At 44.5% G+C, this 13,250-nt stretch carries 17 protein-coding genes and 1 rRNA gene; 16 read left to right on the top strand and 2 right to left on the bottom strand.

Annotated features, from left to right (window positions below):
- The first annotated feature begins 6 nt into the window (after positions 1–6).
- The 13 genes from rpsK to M1K46_RS22820 all read left to right on the top strand — a co-directional run bounded on the left by rpsK (position 7) and on the right by M1K46_RS22820 (position 10,178).
- Entirely contained in the window at positions 7–402 is a 396-nt protein-coding gene (gene rpsK / locus M1K46_RS22880) for a 30S ribosomal protein S11 (RefSeq protein ID WP_053356175.1), read from the top strand.
- A 172-nt stretch (positions 403–574) separates the two neighbouring features.
- Positions 575–1,519 carry a DNA-directed RNA polymerase subunit alpha gene (locus M1K46_RS22875; protein WP_053356174.1) on the top strand — a complete coding sequence of 315 codons (945 nt, stop codon included), beginning with the start codon at positions 575–577 and terminating at the stop codon, positions 1,517–1,519.
- 87 nt (positions 1,520–1,606) lie between these two features.
- Positions 1,607–1,969: a 50S ribosomal protein L17 gene (gene rplQ, locus M1K46_RS22870; RefSeq protein WP_053356173.1), complete on the top strand. Its 363-nt coding sequence runs from the start codon at positions 1,607–1,609 to the stop codon at positions 1,967–1,969.
- 364 nt (positions 1,970–2,333) lie between these two features.
- A complete protein-coding gene (locus M1K46_RS22865) occupies positions 2,334–3,173 on the top strand; it encodes an energy-coupling factor ABC transporter ATP-binding protein (protein WP_062240257.1) in 840 nt (279 codons plus the stop codon).
- Positions 3,149–4,021: an energy-coupling factor ABC transporter ATP-binding protein gene (locus M1K46_RS22860; protein ID WP_062240259.1), complete on the top strand. Its 873-nt coding sequence runs from the start codon at positions 3,149–3,151 to the stop codon at positions 4,019–4,021. Before M1K46_RS22865 ends, M1K46_RS22860 begins: the two co-directional genes overlap by 25 nt.
- Positions 4,015–4,815, top strand: coding sequence for an energy-coupling factor transporter transmembrane component T family protein (locus M1K46_RS22855; protein ID WP_256227837.1), 801 nt, complete (start codon positions 4,015–4,017; stop codon positions 4,813–4,815). The genes M1K46_RS22860 and M1K46_RS22855 overlap by 7 nt, the downstream gene beginning before the upstream one ends.
- A gap of 19 nt (positions 4,816–4,834) precedes the next feature.
- On the top strand, positions 4,835–5,572 hold the full coding sequence (truA, locus tag M1K46_RS22850) for a tRNA pseudouridine(38-40) synthase TruA (RefSeq protein ID WP_256227836.1): 738 nt from the start codon (positions 4,835–4,837) through the stop codon (positions 5,570–5,572).
- 275 nt (positions 5,573–5,847) lie between these two features.
- Complete coding sequence (gene rplM, locus M1K46_RS22845; protein WP_007203517.1) at positions 5,848–6,285, top strand: 50S ribosomal protein L13; 438 nt, start codon at positions 5,848–5,850, stop codon at positions 6,283–6,285.
- 18 nt (positions 6,286–6,303) lie between these two features.
- Positions 6,304–6,696 (top strand): 30S ribosomal protein S9, encoded by a 393-nt coding sequence (gene rpsI, locus M1K46_RS22840; RefSeq protein ID WP_053356167.1) that lies wholly within the window; start codon positions 6,304–6,306, stop codon positions 6,694–6,696.
- A 143-nt stretch (positions 6,697–6,839) separates the two neighbouring features.
- Positions 6,840–7,553, top strand: coding sequence for a DUF421 domain-containing protein (locus tag M1K46_RS22835; RefSeq protein ID WP_256227835.1), 714 nt, complete (start codon positions 6,840–6,842; stop codon positions 7,551–7,553).
- 260 nt (positions 7,554–7,813) lie between these two features.
- Positions 7,814–8,254: a DUF2521 family protein gene (locus tag M1K46_RS22830; RefSeq protein WP_053356165.1), complete on the top strand. Its 441-nt coding sequence runs from the start codon at positions 7,814–7,816 to the stop codon at positions 8,252–8,254.
- Positions 8,255–8,316: 62 nt separating this feature from the next.
- Positions 8,317–9,030, top strand: coding sequence for an N-acetylmuramoyl-L-alanine amidase CwlD (cwlD, locus tag M1K46_RS22825; RefSeq protein WP_062240271.1), 714 nt, complete (start codon positions 8,317–8,319; stop codon positions 9,028–9,030).
- A 113-nt stretch (positions 9,031–9,143) separates the two neighbouring features.
- Positions 9,144–10,178 carry a P-loop NTPase gene (locus M1K46_RS22820; protein WP_248251092.1) on the top strand — a complete coding sequence of 345 codons (1,035 nt, stop codon included), beginning with the start codon at positions 9,144–9,146 and terminating at the stop codon, positions 10,176–10,178.
- Positions 10,179–10,221: 43 nt separating this feature from the next.
- Here M1K46_RS22820 and gerD read toward each other — a convergent pair whose 3' ends face one another.
- On the bottom strand, positions 10,222–10,857 hold the full coding sequence (gene gerD, locus M1K46_RS22815; RefSeq protein ID WP_256227834.1) for a spore germination lipoprotein GerD: 636 nt from the start codon (positions 10,855–10,857) through the stop codon (positions 10,222–10,224).
- A 150-nt stretch (positions 10,858–11,007) separates the two neighbouring features.
- Between gerD and M1K46_RS22810 the strand changes: the two genes are divergently transcribed.
- On the top strand, positions 11,008–11,619 hold the full coding sequence (locus M1K46_RS22810) for a KinB-signaling pathway activation protein (RefSeq protein ID WP_053356161.1): 612 nt from the start codon (positions 11,008–11,010) through the stop codon (positions 11,617–11,619).
- Positions 11,620–11,640: 21 nt separating this feature from the next.
- Here the strand turns inward: M1K46_RS22810 and pdaB are convergent, their stop codons facing one another.
- A complete protein-coding gene (gene pdaB / locus M1K46_RS22805; RefSeq protein ID WP_062240283.1) occupies positions 11,641–12,402 on the bottom strand; it encodes a polysaccharide deacetylase family sporulation protein PdaB in 762 nt (253 codons plus the stop codon).
- Between the two features lie 196 nt (positions 12,403–12,598).
- Here pdaB and M1K46_RS22800 point away from each other — a divergent pair, with 196 nt between their 5' ends.
- Positions 12,599–12,817, top strand: a complete 219-nt coding sequence (locus tag M1K46_RS22800; RefSeq protein WP_062240286.1) for a hypothetical protein — start codon at positions 12,599–12,601, stop codon at positions 12,815–12,817.
- Between the two features lie 275 nt (positions 12,818–13,092).
- Positions 13,093–13,250 (top strand): 16S ribosomal RNA (locus M1K46_RS22795); the annotation flags it as partial.

Raw genomic sequence — 13,250 nt, 5'->3', positions numbered from 1 at the left:
ACTCTAATGGCTAAGCAACGTAAAACTAACACACGTAAACGTCGTGTCAAAAAGAATATTGAGACTGGTATCGCGCATATCCGTTCGACTTTCAACAACACGATCATTACGATTACTGATACACACGGGAATGCAATCTCTTGGGCTACATCTGGCCACTTAGGATTCAAAGGTTCTCGTAAATCAACTCCGTTCGCAGCGCAAATGGCAGCTGAAACTGCTGGTAAAACTGCAATGGAAAATGGCATGAAAACACTAGAGGTTTCTGTTAAAGGCCCTGGTGCTGGCCGTGAAGCTGCAATCCGTGCCCTTCAAGCGGTAGGTTTAGAAGTAACAGCTATTCGCGATGTTACACCTGTTCCTCATAACGGATGCCGTCCTCCAAAACGCCGCCGCGTGTAACAATAGTTACACTCTTCGGTATAAAGTATGCATAGCCTGTCTATAATGGGTATGTATACTATTAGTTTTGGTGAAGAACACTAATTAGTTGTTTAAGTCGGGAATGCCATTGGGGAATTTCGGCTGGGTTCTGCCCGGTCGAGGTTCGACGTTTGAAGGAGGGTTTAGTTGAATGATCGAAATCGAAAAGCCAAGAATTGAAACGGTTGAAATCAGCGACGATGCCACATATGGAAAGTTTGTTGTTGAACCACTTGAACGTGGATATGGTACTACACTGGGCAACTCCTTACGTCGTATCCTATTATCCTCACTGCCTGGTGCAGCTGTTACATCAATTCAGATTAATGGAGTATTGCATGAGTTCTCAACAGTTGAAGGTGTTGTAGAAGACGTTACTACGATCATCCTTAACTTGAAAAAGCTTGCGATGAAGATTTATTCTGATGAAGATAAAACATTGGAAATAGATGTACAGGGTGAGGGAGTCGTTACAGCTGGTGACATTACACATGACAGTGATGTGGAAATTTTGAATCCGGACCTTCATATTGCTACTCTTGCAGAAGGCGCTCATTTCCAAATGAAGCTGAATGCAAAGAGAGGCCGCGGTTACGTTCAGGCGGAAGGCAATAAGAGTGAAGATCTTCCAATCGGAGTTATTCCGGTGGATTCAATTTACACACCAATTTCTCGTGTGAACTACCAGGTAGAAAATACCCGCGTTGGACAAGTGACAAACTATGACAAACTTACATTTGACATTTGGACAGATGGAAGCATCCGTCCTGAAGAGGCAGTTTCTCTTGGAGCGAAGATCATTACCGAACATTTGAATATATTTGTCGGACTAACCGATCAAGCGCAAAAAGCTGAAATTATGGTTGAAAAAGAAGAAGACCAAAAGGAAAAAGTTCTTGAAATGACGATTGAAGAACTTGATCTTTCTGTGCGTTCTTACAACTGCCTTAAACGCGCTGGTATTAATACAGTTCAAGAACTTGCTAATAAATCAGAAGAAGACATGATGAAAGTTCGCAACCTCGGTAAGAAGTCTCTTGAAGAAGTTCAAGAAAAACTTGACGAGCTCGGGCTTTCATTACGTGCTGACGATTAATCTGACAGACTAGAATTTGCTTTTTCACAGGTGACTGTTTTTATAAACAGCCCCTGTCTGCAAAAAGCACAGAAGGAGGGAATAGACATGGCATACCAAAAGTTGGGTCGTGTTTCAGCTGTTCGCCGCGCAATGCTGCGTGACTTAGCAACTGACTTAATTATCAACGATCGTATCGAAACAACAGAAGCACGTGCTAAAGAAGTACGTAAATTTGTTGAAAAGATGATCACGCTTGGTAAGCGTGGAGACCTTCACGCACGCCGTCAAGCTGCAAGTTTCGTACGAAACGAAGTAGCTAACGAAGAATCAGGACAAAAGGCAATTCAAAAACTATTTAGTGACCTTGGACCTCGTTATGCTGAGCGTAATGGTGGTTACACTCGTATCGCTAAAATCGGTCCTCGCCGTGGTGACGGTGCACCTATGGTCATCATCGAATTAGTTTAATAGTGAATAAAGGGCGGGACAGGGTCGTAAAGATCGTTTCTTGCCCTTTTTTTATTTGGTGAAAAATTCACCAAATAAAAAAAGTAAGCATCGAAGAAACAGTGCCTGGCACCGCAGTTCACTTTCAGGTGCCTTGCACGGCAAAATGCTTCCTGAAAGAAATGATGCCTGGCACGGTAAAGAAATGCCTGAGCACCATCAACAAAACCTTAAAGAAGATATTCCGAAGGATTACACTTACTTATGGGTTTTGGGTGTCTGTATTAGTTACTCCATTTAGGTGGTGTCAGGCACCTGAGTGTGAAAAGCGGTGCCTGACACCATTTCAAAGGAGCAAGACAGCTGAGCTGAGGGGGAGAAAAGCGTGAAGGAACTGATATCGGTCAATAACGTTTCCTTCCAGTACCCGAGCGAGGAGAAAACCACACTGGCGGATTTAAGCCTCTCGGTGTACCAAGGAGAATGGCTGGCGATTGTCGGCCATAACGGGTCCGGAAAATCTACACTGGCTAAATTGCTCAACGGACTGCTTCTGCCTTCTTCAGGAGAGATAAAGGTAGAAGACTACACAACGACAAACGAACAAGAACTATGGGAGATCAGAAGGCGGGTCGGCATCGTTTTTCAAAATCCGGATAACCAGTTCGTCGGGACAAGTGTCAGAGACGATGTGGCGTTTGGGTTGGAAAACTTCGGTGTGCCCCGTGAAGAGATGATTTCTCGTATTGAACAAAGCATTCAGCGTGTAAAGATGCAGGAGTTTATTGAAAGTGAACCTCACCATCTTTCAGGCGGCCAGAAGCAGCGTGTTGCCATTGCCGGCATCATTGCCCAAAAGCCGTCTATCATCATCCTCGATGAAGCGACTTCCATGCTGGATCCGATGGGCCGGAAAGAAGTCATCGACACGGTGAAACAACTGAACGAGGAAGAAGGGATTACCGTTATCTCCATTACGCATGATCTGGAGGAAGCGGTCCGTGCTGACCGGGTCATGGTCATGAAACAAGGTTCCATCCTCACGACAGGAAGTCCGAGACAAGTGTTCCAGAACGAGTCGTTATTGCTGGATGCCGGCTTGGATCTGCCGTTCTCCCTTAAACTCGGATTAGCGCTTAAGGAAAATGGGATAGGCTTAAAAGAACAACATTTAACACAGGAAGAATTGGTGGGTGCATTATGGACATTAAAATCAACAACCTAACCCATCGCTACAAGCCTGGAACGCCTTTTGAGCGGCTTGCACTAAAGGATGTGAATCTATCTATTCCATCGGGCTCATTCCTTGCAGTCATCGGTCACACGGGTTCTGGGAAGTCGACGCTCATTCAGCATTTGAACGGCCTGTTAAAGCCATCTGAAGGCACCATACAGGTTGGGGACCTGACGATTGCTGCCAATGAGAAAAAGAAACAGCTAAAAGCCCTGCGCAAAAGAGTAGGTATTGTCTTTCAATATCCAGAACATCAGTTATTTGATGAAACGGTGGAGAAGGATGTCATGTTCGGTCCGATGAACTTCGGGCAGAGTGAAGAAGCAGCCAGAAAAACAGCTCGAGAGATGGTTAAGCTTGTCGGGCTTCCGGATGAGGTACTGCAAAAGTCACCTTTTGACTTGAGCGGCGGACAGATGCGGCGGGTAGCTATCGCAGGTGTTCTTGCGATGCAGCCTGAAGTGCTGATTCTGGATGAGCCGACAGCGGGGCTAGATCCAAAGGGGCGCAAAGAGATCATGGACTTATTCCGTGCCCTTCATGATCAGCGTAAGACGACGACCATCCTTGTTACGCATTCCATGGAGGATGCTGCGTATTATGCGGACCATATTGTTGTCATGGATAAAGGATCCACCTATCTAGAAGGCACTCCTGCGGAAATCTTTGATAAACGGGACGAGCTTCAGGCCGTTGGGCTGGATGTGCCGGAAACGGTGCAGTTTTTGCTCAAGTGGCAGGAATTGACGAAGAATCCAATGAAACTATCCTCTTTTACCATTGAAGAAACAGCTAAAGCCATTGCGGCTGACTTCGGCAAAGGAGGGTCAATATGCTAGATAACGTGATCATTGGGCAGTATATTCTTGGCCGTTCCGTCATCCACAAGATGGACCCGCGTGCGAAGCTGCTCAGCATCTTTTTGTTTATTTTCGTGGTCTTTCTGGCCAATAACTGGCTGACCTATGTCCTGCTCGGCATTTTTGCAGCGGGTGCTATGCTGTCATCCCAGGTATCGCTCCGTTATATCTATAAAGGGCTTAAACCCATTTTTCTTATTGTCATTTTTACATTCATCCTGCACATTGTGATGACGAAGCAAGGCGATGTCATCTACCACCTGGGATGGCTGAAGATTTATGAAGGCGGCTTAAAGCAAGGGGTATTCATCTCACTTCGTCTCGTCTATCTCGTGGTCATCACATCATTGCTGACGCTGACGACCACACCGATCGATATAACAGATGGACTTGAATACTTACTGTCTCCTTTTAAAAAGATAAAGCTGCCCGTTCATGAGTTTGCCCTCATGATGTCCATTTCTCTCCGCTTCATTCCTACGCTGCTGCAGGAAACGGAGAAAATCATGAAGGCACAGATGGCCCGGGGTGCAGAGTTTACAACTGGTCCTATAAAAGAGCGCGTCAAAGCGTTTGTTCCGCTGCTGGTGCCTTTGTTTATCTCATCCTTTAAACGGGCGGAAGACCTGGCTCTCGCAATGGAAGCCCGCGGTTACCGAGGGGGAGAGGGCAGGACGAGGCTGCGCATTCTGGAATGGAGATTCAGGGATACAGCCTCTCTGCTCATTCTGCTCGCATTGGCCGTCGTTCTTTTCGTATTCCGAACGCATTAATCTTAAGGGAGTTTGATGTATGCAGCGCTGGAAAGCTACCGTAAGCTATGATGGCACCTTGTTTGCCGGCTATCAGGTGCAGCCGGAGGGCCGTACTGTACAGAGTGAGATTGAACGGAGCCTGGCCAAAATGCATAAAGGCGAGGATCTGCGCATCTCGGCTTCTGGAAGGACAGATGCAGGAGTCCATGCCATTGGGCAGGTATGTCACTTTGACAGCCCGTTGGCCATTGCCGGAGACCGTTGGCAGAAAGCCCTGAATGCGCTGCTGCCCAGTGATATACGCATCACGAAAGTGGAAGCTGTTGCTCCGGATTTTCATGCGCGTTTCAGTGCACAGAAGAAGGAGTATCATTATCGGCTATTGACCTGCAGTCAGCCAGATGTTTTCCGCCGGCATTATGCGTATCATTTTCCTTATTCTCTAAATCGTGGCGCCTTGGAAGAGGGCATGAGGATGTTCTTGGGAACACACGACTTTACATCGTTTTCCTCGGCCCGTTCCACTGTTGAGGACAAAATACGTACCATCTACCGTTTTGAAATGGACACGTCTACAGACGAGATCATTTTTAAAGTGAGCGGGAGCGGTTTTTTGTATAACATGGTCCGAATCATGATTGGCACTCTTCTTGATGCAGGCCAGGGCAGGATCGAGCCGAAGGAAATCGAAGCGATGCTGCAGGAGAAGAACCGGATTGCTGCAGGAAAGACGGCTCCTCCGCACGGTTTATACTTATATCACGTCACCTATTAAAATTCTAAAAAATCACCTAGTGATTTTATAAAAAATTACCTAGTGATTTTCTAAAAAATCACCTTATAAATTTCTCGACACACTTGACATCGTTGTTTATATGTTATAAGATATTCTTTGGTATTTCTAAGATTATCTCCCTGCCCCGGAAGATAATTCGGCGAAATGTTTAGTAATTCAAAAATGTTCAGCGAACCGTATTTTACTGTGAGTTTGAACAGCATTCATAAAAAAATTGAGCGATTTAGCGAATGAAGATACAGGAGGGAAAATTCATGCGTACGACATTCATGGCGAAAGCTTCTGAAGTAGAACGTAAGTGGTTATTGATCGACGCTGAAGGAAAGACATTAGGTCGTCTTGCAAGTGAAGTTGCAGCAATCCTTCGCGGAAAACACAAACCAACTTTTACACCACATGTTGATACTGGAGATCATGTAATCCTAATCAACGCAGAAAAAATTCATCTAACAGGTAAAAAGTTAAGTGACAAGATTTACTACCGTCACACTGGACACCCAGGTGGACTTCGCACAAGAACTGCATTAGAAATGCGTACAACTCGTTCTGAGCAAATGCTTGAATTAGCGATCAAAGGTATGCTTCCTAAGAACAGCCTTGGCCGTCAAATGATCAAAAAGCTTCACGTATATGCTGGAGCTGAGCACCAACACCAAGCACAAAAGCCAGAAAAATACGAATTACGCGGATAATAAAAGGGAGGTATTCACGTGGCACAAGTACAATATTACGGTACTGGGCGTCGTAAGCACTCCGTTGCTCGCGTACGTTTAGTTCCTGGTGATGGCCGTATCGTAATCAACGGTCGCAGCATTGACGAATATTTCGGTTTAGAAACATTAAAACTTATCGTAAGACAGCCCCTTAACGAAACAGCTACAGAAGGTAACTACGACGTTCTTGTAACTGTTCAAGGTGGAGGATATACAGGACAAGCAGGAGCAATCCGTCATGGTATCTCTCGCGCTCTTCTACAAGCAGATCCAGAATTCCGCGGCAACCTTAAGTCTGCTGGATTCTTGACTCGTGACGCTCGTATGAAAGAACGTAAGAAATACGGTCTTAAAGGCGCTCGTCGTGCACCACAGTTCTCAAAACGTTAATCTTTGCGTTTCAAGGCTCTCAACCAATTGGTTGGGGGTCTTTTTTGTTGTTCAGCCACTAAATCTTCATTTTGAGCTCATGTTCCTTTCGCTACTCGTAAACAATAGCTGTAACAGACCGAGTTTTCTGAAGGAGGGATATGATGTCGGAGTTAATGGAGGTATTTTGGAGGACCTTGCTGGCTTTTGCTTTGTTTTTAGGAATCGCCCGGCTGCTTGGAAAGCAAACATTGTCGTATTTGACACTGAATCATTTTATAGCTGCTGCCACTCTTGGGTCGATCACCGCTAACCTGGCATTTAATCTTAATATCGAGACATGGCATGCAGTACTCGCGATGATTACCTTCTTTGTTGCCTCCATCCTCATTTTGCTTTGGACGGTAAAAAGCAGAAAGGCGCGCAGGTGGATATCGGGAGAACCGACAGTGCTGATTGAAGACGGAACCATTTTGGAAAAAAACATGGGGAAAGCAAAATTTACGATTGATAACCTGAACCAGCTTCTTAGAGAGAAGGGGGTATTTGATATCAATGAGGTCCAATATGCTATCCTGGAAACAAACGGAGGCATCTCTGTTCAAAAAAAGCCGCCATTCAGAATGCTCACGCAACAAGACATGAGTATTGCTTCCCAAAAGAATGACGCACAGTTTCCTGTGGAGCTTATTATGGAAAAACAAGTTCTGACGAAAAACCTTATGCAGAATAATTTATCGGAAGCATGGCTGCAGGAGGAGTTAAACAAGAAAAACCTCATCCTGTCAGAGGTTTACTATGCGGTAAAAGGAACGAACGGCAACCTGTATATTGACTGTTATAAAGACAAGCTGGAGGCTCCGATTGATAAGGAATAACGGTTAAACAAGCGTTTAAGCTTTTGATCCGTCCAGCTTCAACCCCTAGATACCCGTGTACTTCGGTCTTTGTCAGAAAATAAAAAGCGTTTTATGACAAAGACCTCCAGTGCTTATCGTCTCTAAACATTCAGCATCTCTTTTTTCCCATCATTTACGCAGGATGATGCTTTACTCTTTTGCAAAAGATGTAGTTAAGGGTGAACCCATTAATTATATAGATATGTGATTGGCGCATCTGCGCGGGAAGAGGAAAAATGATGGCGATTGTAATTACAACATTTAGGGAGAAGCAGCGTACGAAAAAAGCGGAGTACGAAAGAAAAGTGCTAAGAGATCTTTCGCTAGGAAAGATCAAAAAGGAATTCCAAAGCCTGTATCAGCCCTTCTTTCAATATTCTTTGCTGTATCAGCAGGACATTGAAGACGCCTGCATTGATCTGGCGATTGATGCCTACTTGCTTGGGGCCGCGTACAGCCGGTTTGCGTATCACGGGGAATCGCTGGATGGCATTAAGAAACGCAGCCAACAGGCTGAAAAGGAATTGACGGACAGCCTCTTTGAATATTGGCAGTTCTGGTGCTGGGGAACAGAACAGATGATGGAATCTCTATACATGTGCTGTGAAGTGTATATCCAGCATTGGTGGCTCGAAGGATACTGGAACGGAGAGAAAAGATACAGAATGAAGCTTCATTAAGTTATATTCATCGTCTTGTCCCATATATATAGACATATATGACTGTTTATTAGGGGGCAAAAATGAAGAAGCGGGTAAAGCAAGTTGCCTTTGCCTTAGGTTTTACACTTCTGCTATTTATCTTAACGTACCAGTTTACGGAAAACCGGTCTTGGAAATCGTGGAACCTGCCGCTATCGGGTAAGGTAATCGTGCTGGATCCAGGACACGGCGGAATGGATGGCGGGGCAGTCGGCAGTGACGGTGTGCTGGAAAAGGACATCTCATTGGATATATCGCTTAAGTTGAGGGATTATTTGCAGGAATCCGGGGCTCTCGTGATAATGACGAGGGAAAGAGATAAGGATTTAAGCGGTAGAGACTCTGGGCGAATTCGGGCCCGGAAATGGGAAGATTTACGAAAACGAAAAGAAATCATCAATGGATCCAACGGGGACTTATATGTGAGCATTCATCTAAATGCTTTGCCCTCCAGCCGATGGAGAGGCGCACAAGTATTTTTTAATCCCGCTGACAAAAAAGGGGAAGCGGCCTCTAAATTTATTCAAAATGAACTTAAACGCAACCTTCAGAATACCAACCGGATTGCCAAATCCATTGATGGCATCTATTTGATGCGGACGAGCAAACTGCCGGCAACATTGGTCGAAGTTGGCTTCTTGTCCAATCCGAACGAGCGGGAGCTGCTTAAAACCAAGTCCTATCAGCATAAGGTTTCTGCATCAGTTTACCAAGGCATCCTTCGTTATTATACAAAAGAAAAGATACCTGATTAAGGTGCGAGCCCTTCAGCTTGCACCTTTTAGCTTATGAGTCAACGATTAAAGCCATTTGTGCTATACTGAATATGAAAATGAAATCGAATACATGCAAAGGAAGTGTCTTTACCATGACAGAAGAGAAAGTAATTGAACTTTTATCTCATATTCAAGACCCTTTTTTACATAAAAGCCTGACAGAATCAGGGGCGATTCAAGAAATAAAAGTAAAGGAAAGCTACGTAAGCTTAAAAGTAGCTTTGCCTCAAACAGGAACACCTGAACAGATGATGCTTCAGCAGGAAATCGTTAATATTCTAAAAGGTGCTGGATTCGAATCAGTCGGCCTGAGGTTTGAAGAACGCAAACCCGCTCAGGAAGCCCAAAAAGCGGCACCTGGTGTACCGTCTTTGCTAGCGCCGGAAAGTAAGACAGAATTTATCGCGATTGCCAGCGGTAAAGGCGGAGTTGGAAAATCCACCGTATCCGTAAACCTGGCCGTTGCTCTTGCCCGTCTCGGCAAAAAAGTAGGATTGATCGATGCGGACATTTATGGGTTCAGTGTTCCGGATATGATGGGTATCACAGAACGGCCGAAAGTAGTGGGCGAAACCATACAGCCGGTCGAACGTTTCGGTGTAAAAGTCATTTCCATGGCCTTTTTCGTTGAGGACAATGCACCTGTTATCTGGCGCGGACCTATGCTCGGCAAGATGCTGATGAATTTCTTCAGTGAAGTAGAATGGGGAGAACTGGACTACGTTTTGCTGGATCTGCCGCCGGGAACCGGAGATGTGGCCCTGGATGTTCATAAGATGCTGCCTAAATGCAAAGAAATCATTGTTACCACTCCGCATGCAACAGCAGCTTTCGTTGCGGCAAGAGCGGGAACAATGGCATTAAAAACCGATCATGAGATCATCGGTGTTATTGAAAATATGTCCTTTTTTGAGAGCCAGCTGACTGGAGAAAAAGAATATGTATTCGGTAAAGGCGGTGGAGAGCGCCTTTCAGAAGAACTCGGAATCCCAATGCTTGGCCAGCTTCCACTCGGCCAGCCTGATATTAACGAAGATGACTTTGCACCAAGTATCTATGCTGCGGATCATCGTCTTGGAAGAGCTTATGAAGACATCGCACAAAAGGTCATCGATCAGGTTAAATAAAACAAAACCTCGTACTGAAATCCAGTACGAGGTTTTTTAACGGTTATTGGCCTCCGCCGCCTCCGCCGCCTTGCTGATTCTGCTGCTGAGCGCCCTGTTGTCCTTTTTTGGAGGTGGCCTGATCAATTTCGTCGTGTGCAGCTTTTTGCAGCATCTCAGCTAATTGAGCACGCACAATCGGGCTTTCGAAGGTTTCCATCATGACTTTCTTTACTTCTTTTCGGTATTGAGGGGAATTGGCAAGGTCCAATAGTTCTTGTCCCATCTTGGGATCTCTCATAATGTTCATGATCTGTTGCTGATAAGAAGGGTCTTTCATTAGACCTTTCATTAACTTTTCGTGTTCTGGCTTCATGCTTTTTGCATAAGCCGCAGCAAATTTAGGATCCTTAAAGGCTTGTTTCCAAAATTGTTCGCCTTTGGGAGATAACAGCTCTTTCTCGATCGTCTGTTTAATTAATGCCTGATCAAGCAATAGCTGTTCCTTCATTTTTTCATCAGATAATACATCTTTAATGGCCTTTTTGCCGTCATCTGTTTTTAATATATCCACCAGCATCTTTTTGGTTGCATCATAATCGATGTTCTGGGAACTGCTTCCTTGTGCTTCATTTTGCGCACAGGCGCTTAGGGCAAAAAGAAGAAAACAGAAGAGACATGGGATCCACGTTTTTTTCACGTCTGCTCCTTCTCCTTTCTATTAGGTCTTACCTTTAGGTTGGGTGTTTTGAGAAGATTTATGCAGAACAAATATAGGAAAACAGTATGGCTTTTTTGGGGTAGGATTGGTACAATCGATAACGGTTACATTTGGATTGGAGGCAATCACGTGAAGTCAAGAAACTGGGTCTTTTTATTTATTACTACGTTGCTCTTAGGAATTGGCTGCGCTATTGTGGCAGGTTTGATATCACAATTTCCGCAAAGCGGAGGTGTGAAAGAGTTTTTTATCTATATACTCGGTCTTGTTGGTTTTGGCGCATTGTTCAGTGTGTTTAGCCAAATGGGCTTTTTTGCGTACTTAACGGTTCACCGATTCGGTTTGGGAATATTTAAATCGCAATCCCTTTGGAATGGTGTACAGATCGTTCTTATTATTGTTGTTCTCTTTGACTTATTTTATCTGCGGTATACCGCGTTTCATAAAGCGGGACAAAGCCTTGCTTCCTACAGCTTAATTCCAATCGGCGTGCTGATTCTAGGGTTTGCGGTGGCTTATCTTAAACAAAAGCAAACCAACAAGGGAGCATTTGTCCCAACGCTGTTTTTCATCATCGTCGTTACGACGATGGAGTGGGTCCCAGTTTTAAAAACAAACGCTCCAAGTGCCATGTGGATGGCATTTGCGGCTCTTGGTGCCTGCAATACTTATCAGATCTTAATGCTGCACCGGCTCATCAATCAAAATACAGGAACAAAATCAAAAACTTCCGCTGTCTAGGCGGAAGTTTTTTTGTGAGAATTAATGGACTTCCTGGCTTTGTGCCTGAGTGTTGGCAATCATTTCACCAACGCTGACAAACGAATAACCTTCCGATTTTAATTTGCTGATAATTTCTGGCAGGGCTTTATGTGTCTGCTTGACTGAGTCAGAAGCATGCAGGAGAAGGATATCTCCAGGTTTCACGTGACCAGTCGCATTTTGCACGATCTTTTCGACTCCGGGATTTTTCCAGTCTTTCGTATCGATGCTCCAATGCACAACAGAATGGTGAGTACCTTCTGAGACTTCAAGGACCCGTTTATCAAAATTGCCATTCGGCGGACGAAGGAGCGTCGTTGTTTTTCCGGAAACCTTTTTGATTTTTTCCTGTGCGATTAAGATGTCTCTTCGAATTCGGGGAACTTCCCAATCCGTATAGTTCTTATATTGATAACCGAGGCTGGCAATTTCGTGCCCATCTTTTACGATTCGTTCAATAATTTCAGGATGCCTTTCCGCCCAGGCGGCAGAAACAAAGAAGGTGCAATTTTTGATTCCTTGTTTTTTCAGTACGTTTAAGATAGGAATAGCTCTCTTGTCTCCCCAGCTGATATCAAACGTCAGCGCGACTTTGTTCCCTTTTTCTTCACCTTTATAGATTGCCCGGGGCCCATCTTTGGATGAAAAAACAGATAATTGCTCTTGTCCCATAAATGCAAGTGAAGCGGCAAAGAAGGCAGCAAACACAACGACCATATACTGCTTCACTTTCTTCCCGTTAACCACCATGAAAAATTTCATACCGTCCCCCCTAATCCTGTATATTGAGCTGATCCTTTTTCTTTTTCGTTTGCCAGAGCTGTCTGCCTAAGGAAATATATATGACCAGTGAGGACAAGATAGACCACAGACAGGAAACGGCCATTTATATACATAGAAAACAAGGGGGCGGGAACGATAGCTTAAAACAAACACTAAAGGAAGCTATGGTGGCGCAATGATAGGCTTAATGATGAATCGCAGGGAAGCAAAGGAATTCGAATATCTTCTAAAAAAAGAAATGGAAGAGCTTTTGTTTGATCTGCAAGATGACAGGCTGGATAAGATAGTAAAATCCGCAATCGAAGAAAGGTACCAGGTTCTCTTTAAGCTCTTTGCCAGGCTGGCCGAACCTGCAGAATGCGCGCGTTTCTGCAGAAGAAAACAGAGCCAATAACATGGCATAAAAGGATTCAAACACTTTTTTCAAATAAAGTGTTGACACTAAAAAGCGATACGTGATATAGTATTCCTTGTCGCCGCTGAGACGGTGATGAGCAACAAAATATCAACAAAATAATCGTTGACATGATGGTTGCAAAAATGTTAAAGTATAAAAGTCGCCAAAATGAGCGACACAAACTTGTTCTTTGAAAACCAAACAAAAGCCAGGTAAGTCAGGGATTTTATAATCCCATCAATTTTTAAACTTTAAGAGCTATATCAAACACTTTATTGGAGAGTTTGATCCTGGCTCAGGATGAACGCTGGCGGCGTGCCTAATACATGCAAGTCGAGCGGACCAAAGAGAGCTTGCTCTCTGAGGTTAGCGGCGGACGGGTGAGTAACACGTGGGTAACCTGCCTGTAAGACGGGGATAACTTCGGGAA

Source organism: Fictibacillus sp. WQ 8-8, assembly GCF_024494405.1.
Taxonomy (GTDB): domain Bacteria; phylum Bacillota; class Bacilli; order Bacillales; family Fictibacillaceae; genus Fictibacillus_C; species Fictibacillus_C marinisediminis.
Note: the sequence above shows the minus strand (reverse complement) of the source record. Positions and strands in the feature narration are given on the sequence as shown.

Bases quoted from the DNA above. Each gene is read 5' to 3' on its own strand.
- rpsK (WP_053356175.1), top strand. From the start codon at position 7: ATGGCTAAGCAACGTAAAACTAACACACGTAAACGTCGTGTCAAAAAG.
- M1K46_RS22875 (WP_053356174.1), top strand. From the start codon at position 575: ATGATCGAAATCGAAAAGCCAAGAATTGAAACGGTTGAAATCAGCGAC.
- rplQ (WP_053356173.1), top strand. From the start codon at position 1,607: ATGGCATACCAAAAGTTGGGTCGTGTTTCAGCTGTTCGCCGCGCAATG.
- M1K46_RS22860 (WP_062240259.1), top strand. From the start codon at position 3,149: ATGGACATTAAAATCAACAACCTAACCCATCGCTACAAGCCTGGAACG.
- M1K46_RS22855 (WP_256227837.1), top strand. From the start codon at position 4,015: ATGCTAGATAACGTGATCATTGGGCAGTATATTCTTGGCCGTTCCGTC.
- truA (WP_256227836.1), top strand. From the start codon at position 4,835: ATGCAGCGCTGGAAAGCTACCGTAAGCTATGATGGCACCTTGTTTGCC.
- rplM (WP_007203517.1), top strand. From the start codon at position 5,848: ATGCGTACGACATTCATGGCGAAAGCTTCTGAAGTAGAACGTAAGTGG.
- M1K46_RS22835 (WP_256227835.1), top strand. From the start codon at position 6,840: ATGTCGGAGTTAATGGAGGTATTTTGGAGGACCTTGCTGGCTTTTGCT.
- M1K46_RS22830 (WP_053356165.1), top strand. From the start codon at position 7,814: ATGGCGATTGTAATTACAACATTTAGGGAGAAGCAGCGTACGAAAAAA.
- cwlD (WP_062240271.1), top strand. From the start codon at position 8,317: ATGAAGAAGCGGGTAAAGCAAGTTGCCTTTGCCTTAGGTTTTACACTT.
- M1K46_RS22820 (WP_248251092.1), top strand. From the start codon at position 9,144: ATGACAGAAGAGAAAGTAATTGAACTTTTATCTCATATTCAAGACCCT.
- pdaB (WP_062240283.1), bottom strand. From the start codon at position 12,402: ATGAAATTTTTCATGGTGGTTAACGGGAAGAAAGTGAAGCAGTATATG.
- M1K46_RS22800 (WP_062240286.1), top strand. From the start codon at position 12,599: ATGATAGGCTTAATGATGAATCGCAGGGAAGCAAAGGAATTCGAATAT.